The organism is Pseudomonas rustica (assembly GCF_018336155.1).
Classification (GTDB): domain Bacteria; phylum Pseudomonadota; class Gammaproteobacteria; order Pseudomonadales; family Pseudomonadaceae; genus Aquipseudomonas; species Aquipseudomonas rustica.
In genome coordinates, this window is record NZ_JAGYHF010000001.1 from 189,530 (window position 1) to 215,959 (window position 26,430).

The following is a 26,430-nucleotide window of genomic DNA, read 5'->3' on the forward strand; positions in this document are numbered from 1 at the left end:
CTACAGCTTTTCCAGTGCCATGTTCAGCTCCAGCACATTGACCACCGGCGGCCCCACCAGCGGCTGTTCGATGTGCGCATCGAGCAGTTGCTGCACGGTCGCGACCGGCAGGTTGCGCGCTGCCGCGACTCGCGCCAGTTGATAGGCAATTGCCGCCGGTGGCAAGTGCGGATCGAGGCCGCTGCCGGAGGTGGTCAACAGCGCCAACGGCACCGGGCCCTGGCCTGGCACCTGCAATTTGTTGGCGTCGTCGATCACCCGCGTGGCGAGTGCCGGGTTGCTCGGCGCGAGGTTGCTGGCGCTGCTGGAAACCGTGGCGAAAGCGCCGGCGGAAGGACGTGGATGGAACCAGGCATCGCCGACGAAATCCTGAGCGATCAGGGATGAGCCGCGGACTTTGCCGGCGGCATCGTGGACGAGGCTGCCGTTGGCTTGCTCGGGGAAAGCGACCTGGGCGATGCCAGTGACCACCAGCGGGTAAGCGACGCCGGTGACCAGGGTCATCAGTACCAGCAGGCTGAGGGCGGGACGTATCATTGTGGACATTTCAAAATCCTCGAATTCGTTGGGCAGATTTTTTGTGGGGTGTCAGGGGGATCGCTTCCCCCTCACCCCAGCCCTCTCCCCCAAGGGGGCGAGGGGAAAGGGAGCCGATCGTTGTGCTTTTCAAAACCTGAGTTCGACTCGATAGCTCAGGTCGGTGCAGCTCTCACAAACCACTCGGTCAGTCCCCTCTCCCCCCGGGAGAGGGCTAGGGTGAGGGAGCCGATCGCTGTGCTTTTCAAAACCTGAGTTCGACTCGATAGCTCAGGTCGGTGCAGCTCTCAATAACACCCTCAATCAGTCCCCTCTCCCTCCGGGAGAGGGCTAGGGTGAGGGAGCCGATCGCTGTGCTTTTCAAAACCTGCGTTCAGCTCGGTATCTCAAGTCGGTGTACCTCTCAAAAACACCTCGGTCAGTCCCCTCTCCCTCCGGGAGAGGGCTAGGGTGAGGGGCTCTTCCAGCCTCAAACCAAATGCAACGCCGTGAGCAGCATGTCGATCGCCTTGATCCCCACAAACGGCACCAGAATCCCGCCCAATCCATAGATCAACAGATTGCGCCGCAACAACGCCGCCGCACTCGCTGCCTGCACGCGCACGCCGCGCAATGCCAGCGGAATCAGCACAACGATGATCAATGCGTTAAACACAATCGCCGAGAGAATCGCGCTCTGCGGGCTGGTCAACTGCATGATGTTCAGCACCCCCAGTTGCGGATAAATCGAGGCAAACAGCGCTGGCAGAATGGCGAAGTATTTGGCCACGTCGTTGGCGATGGAAAAGGTCGTCAGCGCACCACGGGTCACCAGCAATTCCTTGCCGATCTGCACCACGTCGAGCAGCTTGGTCGGGTCGCTGTCGAGATCGACCATGTTCGCCGCTTCACGCGCCGCTTGTGTGCCGTCGTTCATCGCCATACCAACGTCAGCCTGGGCCAGCGCCGGGGCATCGTTAGCGCCGTCGCCGCACATCGCAACCAGACGACCGTCGTTTTGCTCGTGACGAATACGCGCGAGTTTTTTCTCTGGCGTGGCTTCGGCGAGCACATCATCGACACCTGCTTCAGCAGCAATCGCAGCAGCGGTCAGCGGGTTGTCGCCAGTGACCATCACGGTGCGAATCCCGAGTTTGCGCAGCTCTGCAAAACGCTCACGAATCCCCGGTTTGACCACGTCCTTGAGGTGGATCGCGCCGAGCAATTTACCGTCCGCGCAAACCAGCAACGGCGTGCCACCGCTCTGCGCGATCTTGTCGATTTCCCGCGCCAGCGCCGGGGCCAGATCCGCGCGTTTCTGACCGAGGAAACTCAGCAGCGAATCCACCGCGCCTTTGCGATACACACGGCCCTGATAGTCGACGCCGGATAAACGAGTCTCGGCGCTGAACGGCACGCCCGTCAGCGTTTCCGGCGCCGGTTCAGCTTGCGGATGCAGACCGCGCAGGTATTCGACGATCGACTTGCCTTCAGCGGTGTCGTCGGCCAGCGAGGCGAACAGCGCGCCCTCGGCCAACTCACGACCATTCACACCCGGCGCGGCATACACCGCGCTGCAGCGACGGTTACCGAAAGTGATGGTGCCGGTCTTGTCGAGCAGCAGCACGTGCACGTCGCCCGCCGCTTCTACCGCACGGCCAGACTTGGCGATGACGTTGAGGCGCACCAGACGATCCATCCCGGCAATACCGATGGCCGAAAGCAGACCGCCGATGGTGGTCGGAATCAGCGTGACCAGCAGCGCCACCAGAAACACCAGCGGCAAGCTGCCGTTAGCGAAATGGGCGAACGGTTGCAGGGTCACCACGACCAACAGGAAGATCAACGTCAGGCCGATCAGCAGAATATCCAGCGCCACTTCGTTCGGGGTTTTCTGGCGTTTGGCGCCTTCGACCAGGGCGATCATGCGATCGAGGGTCGACTCGCCCGGGTTGACGGTGATCTTCACCAGCAACCAGTCGGACACCAGTCGGGTGTTGCCGGTGACGGCCGAACGGTCGCCACCGGACTCGCGAATCACTGGCGCGGATTCACCGGTGATCGCCGCTTCGTTGACCGCCGCGATGCCTTCGATGACTTCGCCGTCACCGGGGATCATTTCCCCGGCTTCGACGCGCACCACATCGCCCTTGCGCAGACTTGCCGCAGGCACCACTTGAAAGCTGCCATTGGCTTGTTTGCGTCGAGCGCTGAGGCCTTCGCTGCCAGCCTTGAGACTGTCGGCGCGGGCCTTGCCGCGACCTTCGGCCAAGGCCTCGGCGAAGTTGGCGAACAGCACGGTGAACCACAGCCACAGGGCGATTTGTGCGGCGACAAAGGTCGGCACGTCGGCATCCGGGAGGAAGCACAGCACGGTGGTGAAAATCGCCGTCAGTTCGACCACCAGCATCACCGGCGAACGCTTCAGCTGCCGAGGGTCGAGTTTGACGAAAGCTTGCACCAGCGCCGGGCGCCACAGGGCCGAGATCGCGGTTTTCGCTTGTTCCGGCGCCTTGACGGCAGCGGGTTTGATTGCGGGCATATTCATCGATAAGTCCTCAGAAGCCCATGCTCAGATGTTCAGCGATTGGGCCCAAAGCCAGAGTCGGCAGGAAGGTCAGGCCGCCCACCAGCAAAATGGTCACGGTCAACAGGGTCACGAACAGCGGGCCATGGGTCGGGAAGCTGTTCTGGCCGATCGGTGCGGTTTTCTTCATCGCCAGACTGCCAGCCAAGGCTAGAACCGGGAGGATGTAACCGAAACGCCCGATCAACATGCCCAGACCCAACATCAAGTTGTGGAACGGCGTGTTCGCGCTCAGGCCACCGAACGCCGAACCGTTGTTGGCACTCGCCGAGGTGTAGGCGTAGAGCAACTGGCTGAAACCGTGCGGGCCAGGGTTGCTGATGGTCGCCGCAGCACTGGGCACCGCTGCGGCAATCGCACCGAGCACCAGCACGCCGACCGGCATCACCAGCAAGGTCACCACCAGCAATTGCACTTCCCGCGCCTGGAGTTTTTTCCCGAGGTATTCCGGGGTTCGGCCGATCATCAAACCGGCGAGGAACACTGCGATCAGCACGTTGAGCAACATGCCGTAGAGTCCGGCACCGACGCCGCCGAAGATCACTTCACCGACCATCATGTTGACCAGCGCGACCATGCCGCTGAGCGGGTTGAGGCTGTCGTGCATGCCGTTGACCGAACCGTTCGACGCGGCCGTGGTGGTCACCGACCAGAGCACGGTAGCGGTTGTGCCGAAACGTGCTTCCTTGCCTTCCAGCGGTGCAGTCTGTTCAACGGCGGCATTGTTCAGGGTCGGGTTCGGTTGATATTCAGCCCACAACGAGGTCGCGCCGCCGATCAAGAACAGCGCCAACATACAGGCGATGATCGCGCGGCTCTGACGCAGGTCTTTGACGTAATGGCCGAAGGTGAACACCAGCGCCACCGGGATCAGAATGATCGAGGTGACTTCGAACAGGTTGCTCCACGCGGTCGGGTTCTCGAACGGATGCGCCGAGTTGACGCCGAAGAAGCCGCCACCGTTGGTGCCCAGTTGCTTGATCGCAATCTGACTGGCGGCCGGACCCAGCGGAATCACTTGATCAACGCCCTGCATCGTCACCGCATGCACATACTGCGCGAAGGTTTGCGGCACTCCTTGCCAGACCAGATACAGCGCCAGCAGGAGGCACAGCGGCAGCAGGCCATAAAGGGTGGCGCGAGTCATGTCGACCCAGAAGTTGCCGAGGGTTTTCGTCGATTTACGGCCGATGCCACGGCACAGCGCGACCAGTACGGCGAGGCCGGTGGCGGCGCTGACGAAGTTCTGCACGGTCAGGCCGACCATCTGGCTCAGGTAGCTGAGGGTCGCTTCGCCGCTGTAGGACTGCCAGTTGGTGTTGGTCATGAAACTGATCGCGGTGTTGAACGCCTGCGTCCATTCCTGGCCCGGCAGGTTCTGCGGATTCAGCGGCAAGTGATCCTGGAACAACAGAATCGCGAACAGCAGCAGGAAACCGGCAAGGTTGAACGCCAGCAGCGCCAGCGTGTACTTCTGCCAGCTCTGTTCAGCCTCGGGATCGACACCGGAGATGCGATAGCAACCGCGCTCGACCGGGCCAAGAATCGGCGTCAGCCAGGTGCGCTGACCTTCCATCACTTTGTAGTAGAAGCGCCCGAGGAACGGCGCCGGCAGCAAGACCAACGCAAAAAACGCGAGGATCAGCCAATAGTCATAACTGTGCATAGCCGCTCCTAGTTCCGATCCGCGCGCAACAGCGCAACCAACAGATAAATGAACAGCCCCACTGCCAGTAGCAGTGACACCCCGTCCAGAACGCTCATGGAAGATCTCCGTGTTACGGCGTATTGCCGCGTGTGGGGTGATTGTCGGAAAGGAGGCTGTAAAGGAACGAGACCGAGGGGGTTGGCTGGGCATAAAGAAAGCGTAAAGAGTGGGTTTATGCGGGCGTTACAGCAGGCATTTGCGTCGTCAGGCCAGGCCTCTTCGCGAGCAAGCTCGCTCCCACATTTTGAAATGCGCTCGCCCTAACAATGCATTCTCCTGTGAGCGAGCCTGCTCGCGAAGACGGCATAACCGCCAACATCGCACTCAACTGGCGCACAAAATGCAGCTATCCCACTGCAACCATCCCCGATACGACCCCATTCAACTTATTACGACTTGTTTCACCGCAATGGCACGCCCACTGCACGCGCCCTCCCCCGAGCTTTCCAAACCGTTCAGGGAGCAAGCGCATGAACACACAACTCAAACCCACGCTGGGCACGTTGCACCTGTGGGGCATCGCCGTCGGCCTGGTGATTTCCGGGGAATATTTCGGCTGGAGTTACGGCTGGGGCGTCGCTGGCACGCTGGGCTTTCTGGTGACTTCGTTCATGGTCGCGACCATGTACACCTGCTTTATCTTCAGCTTCACCGAACTGACCACCGCGATTCCCCATGCTGGCGGGCCGTTTGCCTACAGCCGTCGCGCCTTCGGTGAGAAAGGAGGACTGATCGCAGGGTTGGCGACGCTGATCGAATTCGTCTTCGCGCCACCGGCGATTGCGCTGGCCATCGGCGCTTATTTGAATGTGCAGTTTCCGGCACTTGATCCGAAACACGCAGCGGTCGGCGCGTATATCGTCTTTATGGGCTTGAACATTCTCGGGGTGAAACTGGCGGCGACGTTTGAATTGATTGTCTGCGTGCTGGCCGTCGCCGAGTTGCTGGTGTTCATGGGCGTGGTCGCGCCGGCCTTCAGCTTCAGCAATTTCGCTCTGAATGGCTGGGCCGGTTCCGACGTATTCGGTGCGCCAGCGATTGCCGGCATGTTCGCGGCGATTCCGTTTGCGATCTGGTTTTTCCTCGCCATCGAAGGCGCGGCGATGGCCGCCGAAGAAGCCAAGGATCCGAAACGCACGATTCCCAAGGCCTATATCAGCGGCATTCTCACTCTGGTTTTATTGGCGATGGGCGTGATGTTCTTTGCCGGCGGCGTCGGTGACTGGCGCACCTTGGCCAACATCAACGATCCACTGCCGCAAGCCATGAAAACCGTGGTCGGCGACAATTCGGGCTGGCTGCACATGCTGGTCTGGATCGGCCTGTTCGGGTTGGTGGCGAGTTTCCACGGGATCATCCTCGGCTACTCGCGGCAGTTCTTCGCCCTCGCCCGCGCCGGTTACCTGCCCGCTTCGCTGGCAAAACTCTCGCGCTTCCAGACACCGCACCGCGCGATCATTGTCGGCGGCATCATTGGCATCGCGGCGATCTACAGCGACGGCCTGATCAATCTCGGCGGCATGACCCTCACCGCCGCGATGATCACCATGGCGGTATTCGGCGCGATCGTCATGTACATCATGAGCATGCTCAGCCTGTTCAAACTGCGCAAATCGGAGCCGAACCTGGAACGCACTTTCCGCGCGCCGTGCTATCCGCTGATCCCGATGATCGCGCTGGTTTTGGCGGTGGTGTGCCTGGTGGCGATGGCGTGGTTCAACGCGTTGATCGGGCTGATTTTCCTCGGCTTCATGGCCGTGGGCTTCGGCTACTTCCTGCTCACCGGCCAGTTGCGCGCCAATGCGCCGGCCGACGCCATGCTCACGGGCCAATAAGCCCCCTGTAGGAGCTGCGGCACGCTGCGATCTTTTGACTTTGCTTGTTAAAAACAAAAGATCAACAGATCGCAGCCTTCGGCAGCTCCTACAGGGAATTAAGGTGCTGCGGGGATATCAGGCCTAGAATGGAACCACTGCGAAGTCGCTTCGCTCAAAAGTGGTAAGCAGCGTCGCACGGCGAAATCCTCGTCGATCGATCTGCCATTAAGGAGAGCCGTTATGCCCTGGTATGCCTGGTTGATTCTGGTCGTTGCAATCGGCTCGATCGTTGGCGGTTTGATGATGTTGCGAGACACCGCCAACAAGGTCGAACTGACCGATGAAGAACGCAAACGCGTGGCTGCACGCAACGCCGAAGCGGACGCCAAAGAAGCGCAAGACCGCTGAACCAGACCCCGCCCAATCGGCGGGGTTTGTGTTTTTTACGCGCTTTGGACTTATCTGCATGCTTTTTAGAAGTAGAAGTACAGTCACCATTTAATTTTGTGTGGTTAAGATGTGGGCATTGTTGCGGAGAGAGTTTCAGATGCGTTACTCGCAGGACCATAAAGCCCAGACCCATCAGCGCATCATCAAGGAAGCCTCGGCACGATTTCGCAAGGACGGAATCGGCGCCACAGGCTTGCAACCCTTGATGAAGGCACTGGGGTTGACCCACGGTGGCTTCTACTCGCACTTCAAATCCAAGGACGAATTGGTGGAGAAGGCCCTGCAAGAAGCCGGCGCTCAGCTCGATGCGCACTGCGCCATGTTGTTTTCTGAAGAGCAACCTTTGGAAGCCTTCATCGACAGTTACCTGTCCGAATGGCACTACACCTCGCCCCATGAAGGTTGCCCGTTGCCGACCATGTCTTCGGAGCTCGGTTTGCGCGGACAACCAAGCCCGACCACCGACGCGGTGCTCAATGCGCGACTCGAGCAAGTGCAGAACACCCTCGGTGGCGAGAGTGCCGCTGATCGCAGCATCGTGATCATGGCCACTCTGTTGGGAGCATTGGTACTTGCGCGTAGCGTCGAAGATCCTGAGCTGGCCCAGCGCATTCTCGGCGTTACGCGCGCGCATCTGAAAAATCAGCAGGACTAGTCTTTCCAGCGTTTGAACAGCACGCTGGCATTGACGCCGCCAAAGCCGAAGCCGTTGGACAACGCATATTCGATTGGCATTGAACGTGCCTCACCATGCACGATGTCGACACCTTCGCTCGCCGGATCGGGGTTGTCGAAGTTGAGTGTCGGTGGCACCACCTGATCACGGATTGCCAGCAACGTAAAGATTGCCTCCAGGCCGCCTGCCGCACCGAGTAGATGTCCGGTTGCCGATTTGGTCGAGGTCACGGGGATTTTGTTTTCTGCGCCGAACACACTCTTGATCGCCGCCAACTCGCCCAGATCCCCGACTGGCGTTGAAGTGGCGTGGGCGTTGAGATGCTGCACATCAGAGGCTTTAATGCCGGCCTGAGCCAGTGCCAGCTCCATCGCCCGTCGCGCACCGCTGCCGTCTTCAGGCCCGGCAGTCAGGTGATACGCATCAGCGCTGGTACCGTAACCGACCAATTCGGCCAGCGGTTTTGCCCCGCGCGCGAGCGCATGCTCCAGTGACTCAATGACCAGCAGCCCGGCGCCCTCGCCCATCACAAAACCGTCACGACCACTGTCGAATGGACGCGAGGCACGTTCCGGCGTGTCGTTGTAGCCGCTGGACAGGGCTCGGGCTGCCGCAAAACCAGCGAGGCTGACCCGATCAATCGCCGCCTCCGCCCCGCCGCACACAGCAATGTCCGCTTCGCCCGCACGAATCATGCGCGCCGCATCGCCGATTGCCTGAACACCAGCAGCACATGCCGTGACCGGTGCGCCCAACGGGCCTTTCAAACCATGCTGGATCGACACATGACCCGCCGCCAGATTGACCAGAAATGACGGAATGGTGAACGGCGACAAACGTCGCGGGCCACGGCTGTCCGTGGTGCGTACTGCATCGGCGATCGCACCGAAGCCACCTACGCCGGAACCGATGATCGTCGCCGTACGCTCCTGACCCGCAGCGTCGGTCGGATGCCATCCTGCCTGCTCCAACGCCTGCCGCGCCGCCTCCATGGCGAACAGAATGAAGCGATCCATCTTCTTCTGTTCTTTCGGCGGCGTGGCGCGATCGGGATCGAAACCGCCTTCGGCGTCCTCCGCCAGCGTTGGCACTATGCCGCCGACGCGGGTGGGCAAATCGGCGCTCACCGCTTCCGGTAGAGTGCGCAAACCAGATCGCGCGCCCAGTAACCGCTGCCAAACGACTTCGACATCACTGCCCAAAGGCGAAACCAGACCCATCCCGGTAACTACAATTCGACGCTGATTCATACCGCGCTTTCCTCTGACCAACTTGCAAGGGACTTACTTATAACGACTGGCCGCAGCACTGCGGGACAGGTTCGGCGCCATGACATGCCGGGCCGCAACGAAGGCTTGCCACTCGCCCGCATCAGGCAAGGATGGAATGGTGATTAACTCGCCCTGATCCAGGCCCGCCAACGCAGCATCGACCATCTCGCCCGCTTCCATGACCATTTCTGCAGGAATGCCACTGGCATCGATGCCGGAGCGTTCCCAGATTTCGGTTCGGGTCACGCCAGGCAGCACGGCTTGAATCTTGACGCCCGTGCCGTCGAGTTCAGCGTGCAGCGATTGAGTCAGGCTCAAAACATAAGCCTTGCTCGCACTGTACGTGGCGTTGAAACGCTCGGGGAACAGCGCCACTACCGAGGCGATATTAATAATCGTGCCGCGTCCGGCTTTGGCAAAACTCGCTGCCGCAGCCGAAGCCAAACGAGTCACTGTGGTGACGTTAAGCTGAATCAGACGCTCGAGCTTATCCATATCGGCATTGGCCAACAGACCATCAGCGGCAACCCCGGCATTGTTCACCAACAGGCTGATGCTTGAGTCGCTGCGCAGGCGCTGCTCAAGTTTGAGCACTTCGTCCTTGTCCGTCAGATCCGCTTTGAGCACTTCAACCTGAATGCCGTGGGCATTGCGCAAATGACTCGCGGTGGTTTCCAGACGCTCCTTGTCACGCGCCACCAGCAGCAAATCGAACCCGCGGGTAGCCAACCTTTCTGCGTAAATCGCACCAATGCCGGACGATGCGCCGGTGACGAGAGCGGTACCTTGGGGCTTGACAGCATTCATGACGGTACTCCTGAAATTCACAAAGGGAAAATGGGTTTCGATCATTGATCGCGAAATTATTATAGGCATAATTTAAACGCAATATGATAGCCGTAATTTTTAGCTGTCCGACGAACGCTCGCGAAATCCCCTGCTGGATCTGCCCGCCAGAAAACAGAAAGGCCGGTCAATGACCGGCCCCTTGGCGTTGAACAATCAGCTTAGTTCACTTCCAGCTTTTCACGGTTGCGATCAAGGATCGCCTTGCCGATACCTTTCACTTCGAGCAACTCATCAATCGATGCAAACGGGCCATTTGTTTCACGGTAAGTAACAATAGCTTTAGCCTTGGCTTCGCCGACGCCGGACAGCTCCTTCTGCAGCGTCGCCGCATCAGCGTCATTGAGATCGAGTTTTGCATGCTCTGGCGCTGCTGACACTTCAATTGAGTGAGGCGCTTTTAGAGACTCTGTGGGCGTCGCAGGCGCAGCAACTGCGGCGATCGAGACGCTGGTGAACAGTGCAAAAATCAGAGAATAAAAGTAACCGGTACGCATAGTTGAAGCTCCATGTCATCGAATTGAGAAGCAGCTTTTCCCAAGCTGCTCTTCAACCCTAGGTCATGGTGAGTACATGTCAAAAATGCGAGCGTTACAGGATGTGAAACAATCAGGGCTCGAGGCGGCGTTGCTGGTAGATCCAGTCGACGATCTCGCCGTCGGGGGTGTAGCCGCTCACGGTTTCGCGTAGGAGTTGGCGGACGCGGGTGTAGTCATCCTTCTCGACAGCAACCAACAGCTCGTTCAAGCGTCCCTTCAAAACATCCCAAGGCAAATGATCTTCGTTGGCCGTCATGATCATCGGGTGAGAAGTCGCTGCGACGTTATCCCCGATCAAAAGCTCCTCGTAGAGCTTTTCTCCGGGGCGCAATCCGGTGAAATCAATAGAAATGTCACCATGCGGATTACGATCAGAGCGAATACTCAAGCCGGACAGGTGAATCATTTTCTCGGCAAGTTCGACAATTTTGACCGGCTCGCCCATGTCCAGTACGAAGACGTCGCCACCTTGTCCCATTGAACCGGCCTGAATAACCAGTTGCGCGGCCTCTGGAATAGTCATGAAGTAACGAGTGATTTTCGGGTGTGTAACTGTCAGTGGCCCACCAGACTTGATCTGACTGTGAAATAACGGAATCACCGAGCCGGACGAGCCTAGCACATTGCCGAAACGCACCATTGTGAAGCGGGTTTTGTTGACCTGTGAGACATTCGCCTTATCGCCGAACATGACCGGAGCAATTTCCCTGCTGAGCGCTTGTAAAATCAACTCTGCAAGCCGCTTAGTGCTTCCCATTACATTGGTTGGCCTGACGGCTTTGTCGGTCGAGATAAGAACAAAGTTAGAAACACCTGACTGCAATGCCGCTTGTGCTGTATTGAGCGTGCCGATGACATTATTAAGAACGCCCTCAGCGATATTATGCTCAACCATGGGTACGTGCTTATAGGCTGCCGCATGATAGACAGTATCAACCCTCCACGTTTGCATGATGTCGTGCAACTTTTCTACATGGCGGATTGAGCCAAGAATAGGCAGCACTCGCACGGCGACAGCTTCCCGACATCCACGCTGCTCAAGTTCAGAAAGAATACTGTATAAATTGAACTCACTGTGTTCAAACAACAACAGCGTTGTCGGGCTGAGTGAAAAAATTTGACGGCACAGTTCGGATCCTATAGATCCCCCTGCGCCCGTGACCATGACAGTTTTTCCCGTAATGCAGCGCGCTAGAAGGTCAGGCTGCGCTGGCACCGCATCTCGCCCAAGAAGATCGGCGATGTCAACTTCCTGTATATCATCGACTTTAACTCGGCCACTGGCCAGGTCAGTAAAATTAGGTACGCTTCGGACATGAAGGGGAAAGCCCTCCAATAAATTAAGGATTTCGCGACGTCTAGCGCGGGTAGAAGACGGCAGCGCCAGAAGTATTTCCTCAGCCCCGGTCACGTCGATCATCTGCTGGATGTGTCTGGGCTTGTAGACCTGAAGTCCGGAAATAGAACGTTCGGCGATACTGGCATCATCATCAACAAAAGCCACCGGGCGCATGGTGCGCCCCATTCGAAGCGCAGCAACCAGTTGATTACCCGCAACACCGGCTCCGTAAATTGCGACCTTGGTGAGGCCGTCATCCCGACTGGTAAAGGGTACGTGCTGGGCAGCAATGAACCAGTCACCCATGAAATATTGACGCATACATAAGCGTAATCCGCCGATAATCACGAGGCTCAGCCACCAGTAATTGAAAATAATGGAACGCGGAATCACCGCTTCATGGTTGCTGTACCAATAGACCACCAATGCCAGAATCAAAGACGAAAGACTCACCGCCTTAATGATGACAACTAACGCATCATTACCGAAATAACGCATTACCGCCCGGTACATGCCAAATCGTATAAACAATGGAATGGCGACCAAGGGAGCGCAGAGAAATAGCCAAAAGTGAACCCGAAAAGGATTGTACATATCGTCTATGCCGAGGCGGACGATAAAGGCGAGCCACAGCGCTAACCAAACAAGCAAGCAGTCCGTCGTCACTTGCAGCAGCCGTTTTTGCCGTCGAGGCAGACTCAGCAAGAAAACCCTGAATTTATCCATAAGTCTGGCGCTCCCCTCACCTCATCGAATTTTTCTTTGCAGAATCAAATGTAGTATTACACGAAATAAGTGCCCCACGCGGCTCGCGAACAGCGGCGACTGGGCTTCGAGGGGGGGAGCCCCCCAGCGACACCTGAAAGAAGGCAATATGCCAGCGTCACTTCCAGAGCTTCCGACTTTAAAATGTGTGAGCGTCGGGAAAAAAAATGTAGCCAGAGCCTTCAAAACCTTACGTAGGGTCGGGAAAAAACTCAAAAACTCATCGAATTTGTTCGTCCATAGCCCTGCTTCCTTTGATACGGCCTACTGCCAGCCCACGCAAAAGGCCTACCCTTCGTCGAAATTACAGGACATCGTTCTCCCATGGCCCGCGTTTATCTACGCCCGAACGGCTTTAGCGCCAAATTCTCGTGGGGGTTCTGAGCCTACTTTAAATACATCAAAAACGGCGATTACAGGGTGAAATTCCATAGCCTGATACGATACCATGCGCGTCTCGAACGTAACCCTGAGCTCACCGAACCGGGCGAGCCCTTGAGCGACCTGTCGCTCCTTTTTTCAAGGCAATATACGCATGGATTCGTACCAACAATTTGAGCTTTTTCCGTCTTGCTCAATAAACGGGTAGCATTTCATCACTGCCAAAATTGAATGCCGCAAAGCCTCTGCATTAGAAATCGAGTCAAACACTGATGAAAAATTATTCAGCTAGCCCGTTAGAAATGATAAATAGTTTTTGGTGCAACAAGCGTTTGATAATGCAATTGAGCAAACGCGAAGTCCTCGGACGCTACCGCGGTTCGACGCTGGGTCTATCATGGTCTTTTTTCAACCCGATTTTGATGCTTGTTATATACACCTTCGTATTTTCGGTCGTATTCAAAGCACGCTGGGGTGTATCTGCCGACGAAAGCAAAACTGACTTTGCAATCATTCTATTCGTAGGACTACTCATCCATGGCTTATTCGCAGAGTGCATAAACAAAGCCCCCGGACTAATAACTTCAAACGTCAGCTATGTGAAAAAGGTAGTTTTTCCGGTCGAGGTTCTTTCATGGGTTGCTTTTATGTCGGCGCTGTTTCACGCCGCGATCAGTCTAGTCGTATTATTACTGGCACAGCTTGTGTTCAAACACAGCATTCCATGGACAGCGATACTACTCCCCTTTGTCTTACTCCCACTGTTCCTCAGCATCATGGGACTTAGTTGGCTTTTTGCTTCGCTTGGCGTTTACCTTCGAGACATTACCCAAATAACAGTAATGTTTACGACAGTCATGTTGTTTATGTCCGCTGTGTTTTTTCCTATTACAGCGCTTCCAGAGAAATATCAGGTCTGGATACGCATCAACCCGCTGGCGTACATTATTGAGCAAAGTCGTAACGTGCTCATTTTCGGTCAAGTACCAGACCTTCTTACTTGGAGCATAATGTTAGTGATCGGCGGAGTCGTCGCTTGGTGTGGTTTTGCCTGGTTTCAAAAAACGCGCAAGGGGTTTGCCGATGTACTCTGATCCAGTAATCAGCGTCGAAAATCTGAGCAAGTGTTATGAAGTGTATAACAAGCCGCACCAGCGGTTGCTACAAATGCTCTTCCGTGGAAAGCGAAAGTACTTCAACGAATTCTGGGCTCTTAAAAATGCTTCATTCAAAGTTAGAGCCGGCGAAACGGTAGGTATAATTGGAAGCAACGGCTCCGGAAAATCCACGCTATTACAAATGCTCTGCGGCACGTTGAATCCGAGTGGCGGCGAGATCCACGTACGCGGACGTATCGCTGCGCTGCTTGAGCTAGGTGCCGGTTTCAACCCCGAATTTACCGGAAAGGAAAACGTTTATCTCAATGCCGCTATTCTAGGGTTAACGCTTGCGGAAATTGAAGCGGCGTACGCTGACATAGAAGCTTTTGCAGAGATCGGCGAGTTCATCGATCAGCCTGTAAAAACCTATTCCTCCGGGATGTATGTGCGCCTCGCGTTTTCAGTCGCCGTGCATACCAAACCAAGTATTCTAGTCGTTGACGAAGCCCTTTCTGTGGGCGATGCGCGCTTCCAGGCGAAATGCCTGGATCGCATTAAGCAGATGAAGGAGTCCGGCGTCAGCATTTTATTCGTATCGCATGATGTTGCAGCCGTCCGGACTCTATGTGACCGTGCTCTGTGGCTTGATAAAGGAACTGTTCGGGCCATCGGTGAAGTATTTCCTGTTACCGCGCAATACACCGAACATCTTTTCGACCGCAAGCCCGAGAAAGCCCCTGACATTTCTTCACCCGAAGCCAAGCCCCAAAAACGAGAGGTACTTCAACCGATCAATCAATGGGGTTCGCACATTGGAATTATCCAGAGCGCTGGCGTCTACGATGCTGAAGGTGTCCAAAAGAATCTTTACACTGATCACGAAAAGATGATCATCAAGATAAAATTTAAAACTCAATCGTTAAATACAATTGAGGGACTGTCTGTTTCGTTCTCATTTAAAAATCTCGCAGGTAGCGATCTTATCGTTGGCAGCACCTGGAATCAAAAACTAAGTTTCACCGCTGATAATGGTAACACTCAGGAAGTTTGCTTTGAAGTTGATAATTACTTGTGCTCCGGTGACTATCTTCTGGTTGCAGCCATTGAAAACCGATCATCAGCAGCGATTCATTACTATGAGTACGTGGAAGGGGCACAGTACTTTTCTTCTTCATTTATAGGTAACGCTTCCGGGCAATTCATGCCGAGAATCTCGATGGTCATTTCAAATGATTCCGTGAGAACAGGAACACTTACACCATGAAAAAAACGACAGATGATAAAAAGCCGGCTGGTGAAGTTAACTCCAAGACTTACTGGGACTATCGGTTCTCAAATGATTGGGAAGAAAATTTTGGCCGCGAGCAAAGCATTTTTTTCAGCGAAGTTGCCGTCAACGGTTTTCCGGCTTGGCTGACAGATCAGATAAAAGATCAACAGCTCACGATGTGCGATTGGGGCTGCGCGCAAGGAGACGGAACACAAAACCTCGCCAACCGTTTACAACTACCAGAACTCGTTGGCGTCGATTTCTCTCCCGAGGCAATCGCCAAAGCGCGCGCTGCTTACCCCAAAAATCTGTTTATCTGTGACGACTTCCTCGGGGAAAGCTCCAGTCCTGCATGGGACGTGTTGTTTTCATCCAACACGCTCGAGCATTTCGCTGAACCATGGGACGTACTGGACAAGGTGCGCACAAAGGCGAAAAAATTCATCGCTCTCCTGCTACCGTTCAGAGAGAAAGACCTGATCGACGAGCATTTTTATTCGTTTGACTTCGATAACATACCTGCGAGCTTCGGGACTTGGGCACTGACACATAGCAGTATTACAGATACCTCCCAGGATCAGCCGAATTATTGGCCAGGCGAGCAAATACTTCTCGTTTACTCCAACTTGGACAACCACGAAGCTACGAAGCTTTATCTAAAAAATTTGAATATCGAACCAAACAGCCAGTTAAGGGACAAGATGGACCTGCACCGCCAACTACTGAAAACACAATATGACGAATTTGAAAAGGTTCGCGAAAGCCTTGAGGCACGCCAGACAGAGCTGTTGCTGATACATGCTGAAACGCAAGCAGCATTAAAAGCGAGCGAAGAAACGCAGCGCATCACTGCCGAAGCTCACAACCTCGTAGTCGACCAGCTTAATAGCAAAGCTGAACAACTTCACAGTGAAGCTGAGAAATTGCATAACCAAGTTGAACAGCTTAACAATACTGTTGAGCAGCTCTACGCCGATGCCAAGAAGCTGAATAGCGAGGTTGAACACCTTCATATTATTGAGGCTCAATATACGAAGGTCATCGAAAGTAAGTCCTGGATGCTGACCAAGCCCCTGCGGCTCGCCATGCGCATCGCGCGCCACGGTATAACTGCAGGAGACAAACGCTCGTTAAAAAACAAACTGCGTGGTGTCTACCATAGGCTTCCGCTTTCGACAGCAGTGAAAAAAACTGTTCGTCATTCATACTCCACGATTGTTGAAGCTCCGATTTCCGCCGTAAAAACGCAGCTGATGAGCGTTAATTTATTTGAGCTACCCTCCCTGCGTCCCGCTCCCCAACAGGAAGGTCTTGCCGACTATATATTTTGGGGGGTAATTGACTGGCACTTCCGTCATCAACGACCACAACAACTAGCTCAAGCACTGGCAGGCGCAGGTCGCAGGGTCTTTTATGTTTCCGTAAATTTGATTGACGACCCGAGACCTGGCTTCCATGTTGAGCAGCTGGATACGCACGGCCGCCTGTTCCAAATCAATCTTTACGCTAAGGGCTCTCCGGTAATCTACACCACCGCGCCAAGTTTCGACATTTCAGAGCAACTCAGAGGTTCGATCGGACAGGTACTGAACTGGGCAGGCACCCGCCAAATCGTTTCAATGATTCAACATCCGTTCTGGTACGAAACCTGCAACATGCTTCCTGATAGCGAAGTAGTTTATGACTGCATGGATCACCACGAAGGGTTTGGTAATGTATCCGAAGAAGTGTTGTCTATTGAACGCGCTTTGATGCGCAACGCAGACATTACGATTACAACCTCTACGTGGCTTGATGAAATTGTTTCAAAACACACACAGAACAGGGTTCTGATCCGAAACGCTGGAGAATACGACCATTTTGCCAACCGTCCTGGCAACGTTTACACCGATCCGCAGCAACGTAAGATCATCGGTTATTACGGTGCAATTGCCGAGTGGTTCGACGTAACGCTGATGGAGAACGTCGCCAGGGCGTTTCCACAACATTGCATTCTGATGATTGGTGCAGATACTGTTGGCGCTCGCGAAAAGCTTGCTCATCTGGACAACGTGATTTTTACAGGCGAAATGCCTTATGGCGAATTACCAAAATACGTTCACGCATTTGACGTCTGCTTACTTCCCTTTCAAGTGATTCCTCTGACTCTTGCAACCAACCCAGTCAAGGTCTATGAGTATCTTAGCGCCGGAAAACCAGTGGTATCCGTAGATTTGCCAGAGATAAAACAATTCGAAAATCTGGTACATGCATGCCCGACCACTCAGGATTTCATTCGTGCAATCAGTGAAGAGTTGGAGGCACCAAATGCATCCGAGCGCATTCCTGCGCGCCAGGCATTTGCCAGAAATCAGACATGGGGACATCGCGCGGTACAGATGATCAAGCGCATTGAGCAAGAACGGTGCGTACCCCGAGTGAGCGTGGTTGTAGTGACGTACAACAACATCGAACTCACCAAAGCCTGCTTGGCCAGTATCGTCGAGTACTCCAATCACGAAAATCTTCAGATCATTGTCGTCGACAACGCTTCCGCTGACGGAACCCCCGCTCTCCTCACGGACTGGGTGTCTCAGGGTGAAAATCGTAAAATCATTCTGAACGATGATAATCGCGGTTTCGCCGCAGCGAATAACCAAGGCTTGGCCATTGCTGACGGTGAGTTTCTGGTTCTTCTGAATAACGATACATTTGTCACCCCTGGCTGGATTCGTACGATGTACCGCCACCTGGAGCGTAACAAATCAGTCGGTATTGTTGGTCCAGTTACCAACAACATAGGCAATGAAGCAAAAATCCAGATTGCATACCAAAACATGGAAGAAATGCAGGTTGAAGCAGCTAAATACACACTTAGCCACATCGGAAAATTACAGCCCATTCAAACGGTCGCATTTTTCTGCGTCATGTTTCCACGCAAAGTTTATGAGGATGTAGGACCACTGGATGAAGCGTTCGGGCGAGGTTTTTTTGAAGATGACGACTACTGCCGCCGAATCGAACAACTTGGCTTAACGATTGCTTGTGCTGAAGACGTATTTATCCATCACCATCTTTCAGCTTCATTCAATAAGCTTAAAAGTGCCGATCGTCAGGCGTTATTCGATCAAAATAAAGCTACGTATGAAGCAAAGTGGGGCACTTGGACTCCACACGCCTACAAAAATGACGAAACTAACAGCTAACTCGATATTCAATGCGTCGAGCAAGATGGCTCGTCATTTAATAAAATCTACATAGGAACGTTTGTATGAAAATTATGTGCACTGTTGGCACCCGGCCAGAAGCGATCAAGATGGCACCCGTGATCCTCGCCCTCAAGGAACAGTCTTGGGCCGAAGTTCGGGTGCTGGCAACAGCACAGCATCGTCACATGCTCGATCAAGTGATGAGTTTCTTCGGGATCGTTCCCGACATTGATCTGAACATCATGAAGCCTAACCAGACACTTACCGAGCTGACGGCCAGGTTGCTGTTGGAGCTGGATAAGGTATTACTTGAAGAAAAACCTGACGTTGTTCTCGCCCAAGGTGATACGACGACAGTTTTCGCGATGTCTCTCGCTTGCTTCTATCGCCGTATACCGTTTGGTCACGTGGAGGCTGGCCTCCGCACGTGGGATATGCAGAACCCGTTTCCGGAAGAAGCCAATCGCGTGTTGGCGGGGCGCTTGACAAAATGGCATTTTGCCCCGACCCAAAGTTCAAAAAACAATCTGCTGCGTGAAGGTATCGCTAATCAGGATATTACCGTGACGGGTAACACCGTCATCGATGCATTGTTAATGACAGCTGCAAAAGATCTCACCCTGGGAATCGAACTTGACGACAGCAAACGATTGATACTGGTGACTTCGCACCGTCGTGAAAACTTTGGCGCCCCTTTCAAAAATATTTGCCGTGCCCTGAAAACACTCGCCGAGCGAAATCAGGATGTGCAGATTTTGTATCCAGTTCACCCTAATCCAAATGTGAAAGACATCGCCTACGAGATGCTATCGGAGGTGCCGAACATCATTCTGTGCGACCCACTGGATTACTCGCCATTCATTGCCGCAATGAAAAAATCCTACCTGATTATCAGTGACTCCGGTGGTGTACAGGAAGAGGCGCCAGCACTGGGAATTCCGGTACTTGTACTTCGCGACGAGACTGAGCGACCAGAAGCGGTTGATATGGGCGTAGTAAAACTCGTAGGCCCAAATTACGATCTTATTCTAAATGAAGCCCAAAGGTTGCTAGACGACCCTCAAGCCTATAAGGCAATGGCACGGGGCGTTTCGCCTTACGGTGATGGTAAGGGCGCTCAGCGTATCGTTGAAGTTCTCAAAGAGTTCTGCGCTTGACAAGGCTGGTTTACCTGTCACCGGTCGCCTGGACTAGTTTCGCGCAAAGACCGCAAAAATTCGCCCGCTGGTTTCACAAGAAAACCGGCGGCGATGTTTTGTGGGTTGAACCTTATCCAAGTCGTTTTCCTTGTTTGGCCGACTTCAAAAAAATTGGGGTAAACGACAAAATTGACGGCGAGCATTCAGAGCCTTGGTTAAGCGTGCTCAAACCTCGAGCGCTACCGTTAGAACCACTTCCGGCATCTGGACTGCTCAACAGAACGCTATATTGGTCCGAACTTATACAAGAAATAAAAAAATTTTCTAACCAGCAAGAAACTTTGCTGGTTGTTGGCAAACCCACCGTACTAGCATTGCAAATCCTCAAAGAACTTAAGAACTGCAAATCAGTTTACGATGCAATGGATGACTTCCCGACTTTTTTCAAGGGGCTCTCAAGATCAGCTATGGCTCGTCGTGAGTTGCGGATAGCAAAGACTGCTGATGTCGTCATGGCATCTTCGACGCAGTTAAAAACAAAGTGGAGCAAACAACATAACAATGTAAAGTTAGTACCTAATGGCCTTGACTCATCTTTATTGCCGGCGAAGTTGAGCACAATGAGTACAGTCTCGCCCAAGGTATTCGGCTACTTAGGCACAATCGGTGCTTGGTTTGACTGGCAGTGGGTTATTGATCTTGCTGAATCGCGCCCAAATGATTTAGTTCATGTTATAGGACCGGTATTTAACCGTTCGAGCATAAGACTCCCTGAGAACCTGAAAATTTTCGCTCCTTGCAGCCATCAAGATGCTTTGGTAAGAATGCTGTCATTTGACATTGCAATAATTCCTTTTTTACGAAATGAGTTAACTGCCTCCGTTGATCCTATAAAATATTATGAATACAAAGCGTTAGGTTTGCCGATAATTTCAACTCGCTTTGGTGAAATGAACCAGCATTGCAGTGAAAAAGGTGTATACCTCTGCGATCACAGACTTGAAATGGATGAAGCAATTTCATCCGCACTAAATTACACAACCACCGCTGCAGAATCTGAAGTGTTCAGAGTTGCGAATGACTGGGATGCAAGGTTCGACGCTGCGGAGTTATTCGAAATGATCTAGCAGGCTGTATATCCCCTGAGTTAACCCATCATGACTCTCATCATTCGCCGAATTCAGCGCCCACGCAGCGCGTGGTATCTACGGTTCGTCTAGCCAAGAAATTATTATTCTGATCCCTCAGTACAAAAGTTAGCCCATCAGATACCCATGCACCCGTTTTAAGCGTTCTAATAAGTGGTCCAGAACTCCACAACGTCTCTGGCTCCCCGACTTTCGTCACATAGACAGCTACAGACGTCACGCCCGGTTTAGTAATAGCCCAGCTTAACTCTGAAATATTAGCGGGTTGGGTGCATGAGTCAAAACGATGCGGTTGCACATCAAAATTTACATCCCGACCTGCAAACTTGTAACAAGCCACAAAAATCAAAAATACAAGTAAAATAAGTTTGAGTTTCACTTACCCAATACTCTTTGGTTAATATATTCGGAAAACTTTCCCTGCACTTGTAATCTAACCACTGAATGCAGTGCCTGAAGTTCAGATTCTGAAGCACTGCCCCTTCCGTTCGTGCAAAAGCATTCAGTAAATTTAAATATTGAGACGACCTTATTCCGGCCCTATTAAATATCGCTGCGCCAAGGGCCCAAGAAGTCTGAATATTGAAAGCTTCACCAGGTACATTTGTGAATACCACCCATGGAACCTGTTGTGACTTTGCAGGAAGACCATTCTTGAACGATAGTTCGTTGTATACAGAAACAAATGAAGGGAGATGATCACCATAAAAAGCCAGTATATAAGGCTTATTTCGTTTCTCTAGATAATCATGAAGCCTACCCAATTGTGCATCTGCGTTATGTATGTGCCCCAAATAGGTCTGCAACTCAGATTGTGCTTCTGGACTTAACGATCGAAGAATACCGCTATTGCCATACTTATCTAAGGTGGAGTCTTTTGAAGAATAAGGACCATGCGCTTCTATGCTCACAGCGAAAACAAATTTCCTTTCGTTATGATTATCAAACTGATGAATAATCAAATCTGTCAAACTCTGATCCGACATAAAGAAACCGTTTTTTTTCGAATCTTCCAAAAAATCGGTGATAGTTAGAAATTTATCGAAATGTGCTTTCTTGAAAAACTCGGTTCTGTTCCAAAAACTGCCGGTGTTACCGTGAATCGCGAGTGTAGAATATCCCGTTTTTTTTGCCTGAGCTGCGAGTCCGTCAACATCAGTAGAATCGAGTTGCATGTAAGGAAACTCGATTTTTGGATAAGCCAATAAAGGGCAGCCTGAAAGAACTTCATATTCCGTCCGTATAGTGCCACCACCGAACGTAGGAACCTTCATATAGCCTGCCCTCCCTTGTTCAACCGCGGCAGCGTAAACAGGTACGGCAGCGCGCAGTTCATCCGCCCCCTTAAAAAGAGCCGGATCGGAAAATGCTTCACTCTGTACGATAATAATATCGGGCATATTCTCTTGGTCGGAAACAGAAGCAGATACACCTTGATCCGAACCATATTTGTCAACGATATAATCAACATCCCGATAATTCACTGGTTCATCGTTGGCAGCCTTATCTTTAATAAAATTATAAATAATCTTGCTAATCACACCTGCGTGCAAAACACTGGTTTGATCGTTCCACGAAAAGCGCATCAGTCTGAAATCGTAAAATTTATCAGGAAAACCAAAATAACCCGCAATAGCCAACATACCGGTAAAAACACACGAAACTAAAAGCCTTGCAATGGATCTCTTTCTAAACACCCTACTTTCAACAAAAATGAATACAAATACAAATATAAGCGCCATCACAATCGACAACACTAGCCATTTTATATCGATATAACTTTTGAATAAATCAATCGCCCCACGATCCAAATATCGGACAAAAAGAATATCTTCACTTGACAAGGGTCGGCCAAGATATTCATTCTTTTTGAAACTCGCAAAATAGAATAAAGCCCCCGACGCTAACGCGATCAAAAAAGGAGCAACTAATCTATTAATTAGCAACAAAAGGGATATGAAAATTATAAAAAAAGGCAAAAAGTTACCAACACTTCCCCATGTAAACAAGTATACGCCCGGCTCTAATCCAAGCGAAATACGGTCAAACCACCAAATTAATGCCCATAGCGTTACGCTGAGTATGAATACACTTGACCAAGACGCAACCAGACGACTGTACCGCATGCACATCACCTGCAATTCAAACCGGCCCTAAATGAGGGGCCGGTTTAACATAAGTGTTCCAACAAATTGTATAAGCGTTTTCCAAAGGGCCTATTTTAGCCAACCCTCTATAAGTAATTCTCTACTTAATTGGGGAATATACAACGCATTGAGAATTCATTCTTAAACCCAAAGTGTTGTCTGGAAGCTCTGCGCCTGACTTCGATACACTGAGTTCCAACGAGGAACTATCGCCAATGCGATTCCTTCCGGTCACCATTCTATAAAGCACGTGCTCTGGAGCACCGGCGTCCGCTTGAAAATCAACACGAGCAGGTCGATTACTCGATGCATAGGCGGACTCAGTCGAAATTTGAGCAGTGTTCATGCACTGGCCAATGGAATATACAAATGCTTGATTAAAGATAGTATGACTAAAAAGAACTGCAAGCGCGCTCAGTCCTATTATTTTTGGAATTGGATACTCTTTCCAGTTCTGAATAATAAGAACCCCCACACCAACGCTCAAAATTATTGATGAGCCATAAAGATAATGCGCAGCCTTGATTGGAATTAGAAGAACAGGTGCGAGGAATAAAAAATAACCACATACATATATGAAAAAAGCTTTCAACCCGTAAACACGCACAAGCGCCAGGCATACCAGCGCGTGTAGGGCAATTGCCGCGTACATATTAACCGTTGAAACAAAAACCCAATTTCCTGCTTCACCAGTCAGGATAAGAAACGGGTAGGCCAAATATACAAAAACGCCCTCAGGCACGTTATGTATAGATGCTTTATAAGCACTAACATCAGGACTACCAAACGATGCAATCAGCGCCGGCAATCGATAGAGCATGAACAACAAAACTGGCAAACACCAAACAATAGCCGCTTGCCAAAACCGTTTTGTTTTGATGACCTGCGGGTCTGCCAGAATGATAATACCCATTAACGCAGGTAGAATAACCGCAGTTTCTTTAGACAGCATTGAAAGGCCTGAAAAAAGAAAGACCAATAACAATCTGAATAAGTTGTTTCCCAAGCGTACGTACTGATCAGCGCAGATAAAGGCTGCAATACCGAACAGAATATACCACCGATCCATCAATGCAGCTGACCAGCCTGTTGCCAATATACCCAGAGGGTTGATGATGAAAATCAAAGAGATCGTTAATGCCAAGGTTCGCTTAACGTTTAACTGCTTGCATGCACTATAAATAAGACAGCCAACCGCAGCATGGGTAAGAACGGCAAATAGATGCACTACGACTGGCAATCGTTCCATGAACAAAGCCAATAGTCCCTGAATCAAAAAGGAGAACGGACGTACGGGAACGCCAAAATTGCTTCCTTGCTGTAATGCAACATATGTTTCGAGATAACTTATAAGCCCGCTCGCTTTTATATGATCAAGTTTCTGCAACTCATCATGATTAAAATAACCAGGGTTAGCAATGAGCAGCAATAAAGCAACTATTGCAAAACTAAATATTATCAAATAATCAATATTTCTTTCACGGAACAAATTCATTGCATTCCACTCCCCAAAAAGATTCTAAACTTCAGTAGTCAAGGCAGGTTTAGAAAAGGATGGTTTAAAGTACTTACGGCAGTTGATCGAAGGTTTTTCCACCAGGTGCCAAGACGCAAAGGCAAAAGAGAACGCCAGCAAACTGCTTAGTATGGTCAACGAAAAATTGGTAGATTCAGGTAACCACATGACCACAAGTTGCTGGCATATCCAACCGTATAGGTAAACACCATAAGAGTAGTCTCCAAACTTGTTAAACCATCCAAAGCCTGGCGCGAAAGCCAAATAGAATACCAAATAAGGTATTAGTATTGTATAAGCAACACCGAAAGAGGGGGTACCGTGTTGTGACGCCGCGAAGAACATCAGCAGCAGCAAAACGCCCGGGCCGATATAAATGACGTCTTTATTGATAAGGCAAAAACTACCTATCAGAAACATCAAGGCAACATGCTGGTGATTTTCATAGAGGAACAGAAACTTCCAGAACTCGGGATTTAAGTAACCAGCGATAATACTAAAAAAGAACAGAAAATTGAAAACTGAACGTTTTTTCAGAACACCCAAAACCGCCAGCGCCAGTACGATAATGTACAGTCGAACTTCTACCACGAGAGACCATAAAGAACCGTTTATGGCTTTGTCATGTAGATTTTCAAACACCCCCGGCAAAAAATATGCAGTATTAAAAGCACTGATATTCACAAAAAAATATTCCCACACCTGTTGGGAATGCAAATAATCGGGAGCTTTCGTCAGACTCAAACCTAAAATGAAAACTGTGAAAAACACGCACATTATCAAGCCAGGGTAAATTCGAAGAATCCTTGAAGCACAGTAATAAATTAATCCATTTTTACTCAACGCACTTTGGGTGATCAAATAGCCACTGATTACAAAAAAGACATCAACGGCGACGCCTCCGATAAACTTATAACCCACCCATTGTAAAAATATATCGGCAGGGCCTTTGCCAGTAACCGCTGAGGCATGACCATAAATTACGGCAAGAGCAGCAATCAACCTCATTAAATTCAAATTGTTAGTTTTGTTCTTAAACAGTTCCCCGAGCGTATCATTTTTCATCGCCAACCTCGTTCGCCGTTGAAGCAATACGGGAAATCTTATGCTCTGCTATGAGGTACAGCGGTCTTGCTTTGGTTTCACCAAACACCCTACCGATATACTCGCCAAGGACGCCAATAAAAAACAATTGGATACCACCTATAAATAGCACTGTCACCATCAATGTTGGGTACCCTCGGACCACATCGCCCAGGAATAACGTCTTCAAGATAATAAAAATACCGAATAGAAAAGCGGTCAAAGCGACGATAAAACCGAGATAGCTCGCTATTTTCAATGGTGCAATTGTGAAGGATGTGATGCCTTCCAATGCAAAATTCCACAATTTCCAATAGTTAAACTTGGTAACACCGGCTGCTCGCGAATCTCTGCGATACTCTACCGCTACCGAAGGAAAGCCCACCCAAGCAAACAGGCCTTTCATGAAGCGGTGATGCTCCCTCAGTGAGATCAAGGCATCAACTACACGCCGGCTCATGAGGCGGCAATCACCTGTATCCTGCGGAATATTCACCCTGGATATCTTCAGCATTAACTTATAGAAAATTGAAGCCGTAAATTTTTTTAACCAAGATTCACCGTCGCGGTGAGTGCGTTTGGCATAAGCTACGTCAAAACCTTCTTCCCACTTATCAACAAACGCTAGCAACAACTCTGGCTGGTCTTGCAAGTCCGCGTCAAATATAGCGACTGCGTCTCCTTTCGCCACATCCAGACCGGCGCTCATAGCGGCTTCTTTACCAAAATTTCTTGATAAATTGACCGTACTGACACGATCATCTCGATTCGCCAACTGATTCATTAAAAATTGTGTTTTATCAGTGCTTCCGTCATTAACAAAAATCATCTCACAATTATAGTTTGACAACTGTTCAAAGACTTCACTCATGCGACTATGAAAAAGCTCGATTACTTCTTCTTCGTTATAAGCGGGCACCACAACAGATATTAATTTTTTCATG

The 26,430-nt window shown here is 51.4% G+C and carries 20 protein-coding genes; 8 read left to right on the plus strand and 12 right to left on the minus strand.

What is annotated here, in order from left to right:
- The 4 genes from kdpC to kdpF form a co-directional block, all read right to left on the minus strand.
- Entirely contained in the window at positions 1 to 546 is a 546-nt protein-coding gene (kdpC, locus tag KFS80_RS00865; RefSeq protein WP_212543726.1) for a potassium-transporting ATPase subunit KdpC, read from the minus strand.
- A gap of 460 nt (positions 547 to 1,006) precedes the next feature.
- The gene (gene kdpB, locus KFS80_RS00870) at positions 1,007 to 3,064 is read right to left on the minus strand and encodes a potassium-transporting ATPase subunit KdpB (protein WP_212543727.1); all 2,058 of its coding nucleotides are present in this window, start codon (positions 3,062 to 3,064) and stop codon (positions 1,007 to 1,009) included.
- A gap of 10 nt (positions 3,065 to 3,074) precedes the next feature.
- Positions 3,075 to 4,769: a potassium-transporting ATPase subunit KdpA gene (gene kdpA / locus KFS80_RS00875; protein ID WP_159811558.1), complete on the minus strand. Its 1,695-nt coding sequence runs from the start codon at positions 4,767 to 4,769 to the stop codon at positions 3,075 to 3,077.
- Positions 4,770 to 4,777: 8 nt separating this feature from the next.
- Positions 4,778 to 4,867: a K(+)-transporting ATPase subunit F gene (kdpF, locus tag KFS80_RS00880; RefSeq protein ID WP_007899818.1), complete on the minus strand. Its 90-nt coding sequence runs from the start codon at positions 4,865 to 4,867 to the stop codon at positions 4,778 to 4,780.
- 414 nt (positions 4,868 to 5,281) lie between these two features.
- Between kdpF and eat the strand changes: the two genes are divergently transcribed.
- The 3 genes from eat to KFS80_RS00895 all read left to right on the plus strand — a co-directional run bounded on the left by eat (position 5,282) and on the right by KFS80_RS00895 (position 7,733).
- The gene (gene eat, locus KFS80_RS00885) at positions 5,282 to 6,646 is read left to right on the plus strand and encodes an ethanolamine permease (RefSeq protein ID WP_053122419.1); all 1,365 of its coding nucleotides are present in this window, start codon (positions 5,282 to 5,284) and stop codon (positions 6,644 to 6,646) included.
- Between the two features lie 222 nt (positions 6,647 to 6,868).
- On the plus strand, positions 6,869 to 7,036 hold the full coding sequence (locus KFS80_RS00890) for a DUF2897 family protein (protein WP_080896048.1): 168 nt from the start codon (positions 6,869 to 6,871) through the stop codon (positions 7,034 to 7,036).
- Positions 7,037 to 7,175: 139 nt separating this feature from the next.
- Complete coding sequence (locus KFS80_RS00895; RefSeq protein WP_212543728.1) at positions 7,176 to 7,733, plus strand: TetR/AcrR family transcriptional regulator; 558 nt, start codon at positions 7,176 to 7,178, stop codon at positions 7,731 to 7,733.
- On the opposite strand, the gene fabF is transcribed toward KFS80_RS00895, so the two are convergent.
- The 4 genes from fabF to KFS80_RS00915 all read right to left on the minus strand — a co-directional run bounded on the left by fabF (position 7,730) and on the right by KFS80_RS00915 (position 12,475).
- Complete coding sequence (gene fabF, locus KFS80_RS00900) at positions 7,730 to 9,004, minus strand: beta-ketoacyl-ACP synthase II (RefSeq protein ID WP_212543729.1); 1,275 nt, start codon at positions 9,002 to 9,004, stop codon at positions 7,730 to 7,732. The genes KFS80_RS00895 and fabF overlap by 4 nt on opposite strands.
- A gap of 33 nt (positions 9,005 to 9,037) precedes the next feature.
- Positions 9,038 to 9,832, minus strand: coding sequence for an SDR family NAD(P)-dependent oxidoreductase (locus KFS80_RS00905; RefSeq protein WP_212543730.1), 795 nt, complete (start codon positions 9,830 to 9,832; stop codon positions 9,038 to 9,040).
- Between the two features lie 200 nt (positions 9,833 to 10,032).
- The gene (locus tag KFS80_RS00910; RefSeq protein ID WP_212543731.1) at positions 10,033 to 10,368 is read right to left on the minus strand and encodes a ComEA family DNA-binding protein; all 336 of its coding nucleotides are present in this window, start codon (positions 10,366 to 10,368) and stop codon (positions 10,033 to 10,035) included.
- A 112-nt stretch (positions 10,369 to 10,480) separates the two neighbouring features.
- Positions 10,481 to 12,475 carry a polysaccharide biosynthesis protein gene (locus tag KFS80_RS00915; protein WP_212543732.1) on the minus strand — a complete coding sequence of 665 codons (1,995 nt, stop codon included), beginning with the start codon at positions 12,473 to 12,475 and terminating at the stop codon, positions 10,481 to 10,483.
- 692 nt (positions 12,476 to 13,167) lie between these two features.
- Between KFS80_RS00915 and KFS80_RS00920 the strand changes: the two genes are divergently transcribed.
- The 5 genes from KFS80_RS00920 to KFS80_RS00940 all read left to right on the plus strand — a co-directional run bounded on the left by KFS80_RS00920 (position 13,168) and on the right by KFS80_RS00940 (position 20,719).
- The gene (locus KFS80_RS00920; RefSeq protein WP_212543733.1) at positions 13,168 to 13,989 is read left to right on the plus strand and encodes an ABC transporter permease; all 822 of its coding nucleotides are present in this window, start codon (positions 13,168 to 13,170) and stop codon (positions 13,987 to 13,989) included.
- On the plus strand, positions 13,979 to 15,259 hold the full coding sequence (locus KFS80_RS00925; RefSeq protein WP_212543734.1) for an ABC transporter ATP-binding protein: 1,281 nt from the start codon (positions 13,979 to 13,981) through the stop codon (positions 15,257 to 15,259). The genes KFS80_RS00920 and KFS80_RS00925 overlap by 11 nt, the downstream gene beginning before the upstream one ends.
- Positions 15,256 to 18,450, plus strand: coding sequence for a glycosyltransferase (locus KFS80_RS00930; protein ID WP_212543735.1), 3,195 nt, complete (start codon positions 15,256 to 15,258; stop codon positions 18,448 to 18,450). Before KFS80_RS00925 ends, KFS80_RS00930 begins: the two co-directional genes overlap by 4 nt.
- Positions 18,451 to 18,515: 65 nt before the next feature.
- Positions 18,516 to 19,610 (plus strand): non-hydrolyzing UDP-N-acetylglucosamine 2-epimerase, encoded by a 1,095-nt coding sequence (gene wecB / locus KFS80_RS00935; RefSeq protein WP_212543736.1) that lies wholly within the window; start codon positions 18,516 to 18,518, stop codon positions 19,608 to 19,610.
- On the plus strand, positions 19,607 to 20,719 hold the full coding sequence (locus tag KFS80_RS00940) for a glycosyltransferase family protein (protein WP_212543737.1): 1,113 nt from the start codon (positions 19,607 to 19,609) through the stop codon (positions 20,717 to 20,719). Before wecB ends, KFS80_RS00940 begins: the two co-directional genes overlap by 4 nt.
- A gap of 320 nt (positions 20,720 to 21,039) precedes the next feature.
- On the opposite strand, the gene KFS80_RS00945 is transcribed toward KFS80_RS00940, so the two are convergent.
- The 4 genes from KFS80_RS00945 to KFS80_RS00960 form a co-directional block, all read right to left on the minus strand.
- Entirely contained in the window at positions 21,040 to 22,866 is a 1,827-nt protein-coding gene (locus KFS80_RS00945) for an LTA synthase family protein (RefSeq protein ID WP_212543738.1), read from the minus strand.
- 121 nt (positions 22,867 to 22,987) lie between these two features.
- The gene (locus KFS80_RS00950; RefSeq protein ID WP_212543739.1) at positions 22,988 to 24,382 is read right to left on the minus strand and encodes a hypothetical protein; all 1,395 of its coding nucleotides are present in this window, start codon (positions 24,380 to 24,382) and stop codon (positions 22,988 to 22,990) included.
- Between the two features lie 24 nt (positions 24,383 to 24,406).
- Complete coding sequence (locus KFS80_RS00955; RefSeq protein ID WP_212543740.1) at positions 24,407 to 25,468, minus strand: acyltransferase family protein; 1,062 nt, start codon at positions 25,466 to 25,468, stop codon at positions 24,407 to 24,409.
- Positions 25,458 to 26,429, minus strand: a complete 972-nt coding sequence (locus tag KFS80_RS00960) for a glycosyltransferase family 2 protein (RefSeq protein ID WP_212543741.1) — start codon at positions 26,427 to 26,429, stop codon at positions 25,458 to 25,460. Before KFS80_RS00960 ends, KFS80_RS00955 begins: the two co-directional genes overlap by 11 nt.
- Position 26,430 lies beyond the last annotated feature (1 nt).

Excerpts from the sequence above, each read along its gene's own strand:
- kdpC (WP_212543726.1), bottom strand. The coding sequence starts at position 546 with ATGTCCACAATGATACGTCCCGCCCTCAGCCTGCTGGTACTGATGACC.
- kdpB (WP_212543727.1), bottom strand. The coding sequence starts at position 3,064 with ATGAATATGCCCGCAATCAAACCCGCTGCCGTCAAGGCGCCGGAACAA.
- kdpA (WP_159811558.1), bottom strand. The coding sequence starts at position 4,769 with ATGCACAGTTATGACTATTGGCTGATCCTCGCGTTTTTTGCGTTGGTC.
- kdpF (WP_007899818.1), bottom strand. The coding sequence starts at position 4,867 with ATGAGCGTTCTGGACGGGGTGTCACTGCTACTGGCAGTGGGGCTGTTC.
- eat (WP_053122419.1), top strand. The coding sequence starts at position 5,282 with ATGAACACACAACTCAAACCCACGCTGGGCACGTTGCACCTGTGGGGC.
- KFS80_RS00890 (WP_080896048.1), top strand. The coding sequence starts at position 6,869 with ATGCCCTGGTATGCCTGGTTGATTCTGGTCGTTGCAATCGGCTCGATC.
- KFS80_RS00895 (WP_212543728.1), top strand. The coding sequence starts at position 7,176 with ATGCGTTACTCGCAGGACCATAAAGCCCAGACCCATCAGCGCATCATC.
- fabF (WP_212543729.1), bottom strand. The coding sequence starts at position 9,004 with ATGAATCAGCGTCGAATTGTAGTTACCGGGATGGGTCTGGTTTCGCCT.
- KFS80_RS00905 (WP_212543730.1), bottom strand. The coding sequence starts at position 9,832 with ATGAATGCTGTCAAGCCCCAAGGTACCGCTCTCGTCACCGGCGCATCG.
- KFS80_RS00910 (WP_212543731.1), bottom strand. The coding sequence starts at position 10,368 with ATGCGTACCGGTTACTTTTATTCTCTGATTTTTGCACTGTTCACCAGC.
- KFS80_RS00915 (WP_212543732.1), bottom strand. The coding sequence starts at position 12,475 with ATGGATAAATTCAGGGTTTTCTTGCTGAGTCTGCCTCGACGGCAAAAA.
- KFS80_RS00920 (WP_212543733.1), top strand. The coding sequence starts at position 13,168 with ATGAAAAATTATTCAGCTAGCCCGTTAGAAATGATAAATAGTTTTTGG.
- KFS80_RS00925 (WP_212543734.1), top strand. The coding sequence starts at position 13,979 with ATGTACTCTGATCCAGTAATCAGCGTCGAAAATCTGAGCAAGTGTTAT.
- KFS80_RS00930 (WP_212543735.1), top strand. The coding sequence starts at position 15,256 with ATGAAAAAAACGACAGATGATAAAAAGCCGGCTGGTGAAGTTAACTCC.
- wecB (WP_212543736.1), top strand. The coding sequence starts at position 18,516 with ATGAAAATTATGTGCACTGTTGGCACCCGGCCAGAAGCGATCAAGATG.
- KFS80_RS00945 (WP_212543738.1), bottom strand. The coding sequence starts at position 22,866 with ATGCGGTACAGTCGTCTGGTTGCGTCTTGGTCAAGTGTATTCATACTC.
- KFS80_RS00950 (WP_212543739.1), bottom strand. The coding sequence starts at position 24,382 with ATGAATTTGTTCCGTGAAAGAAATATTGATTATTTGATAATATTTAGT.
- KFS80_RS00955 (WP_212543740.1), bottom strand. The coding sequence starts at position 25,468 with ATGAAAAATGATACGCTCGGGGAACTGTTTAAGAACAAAACTAACAAT.
- KFS80_RS00960 (WP_212543741.1), bottom strand. The coding sequence starts at position 26,429 with ATGAAAAAATTAATATCTGTTGTGGTGCCCGCTTATAACGAAGAAGAA.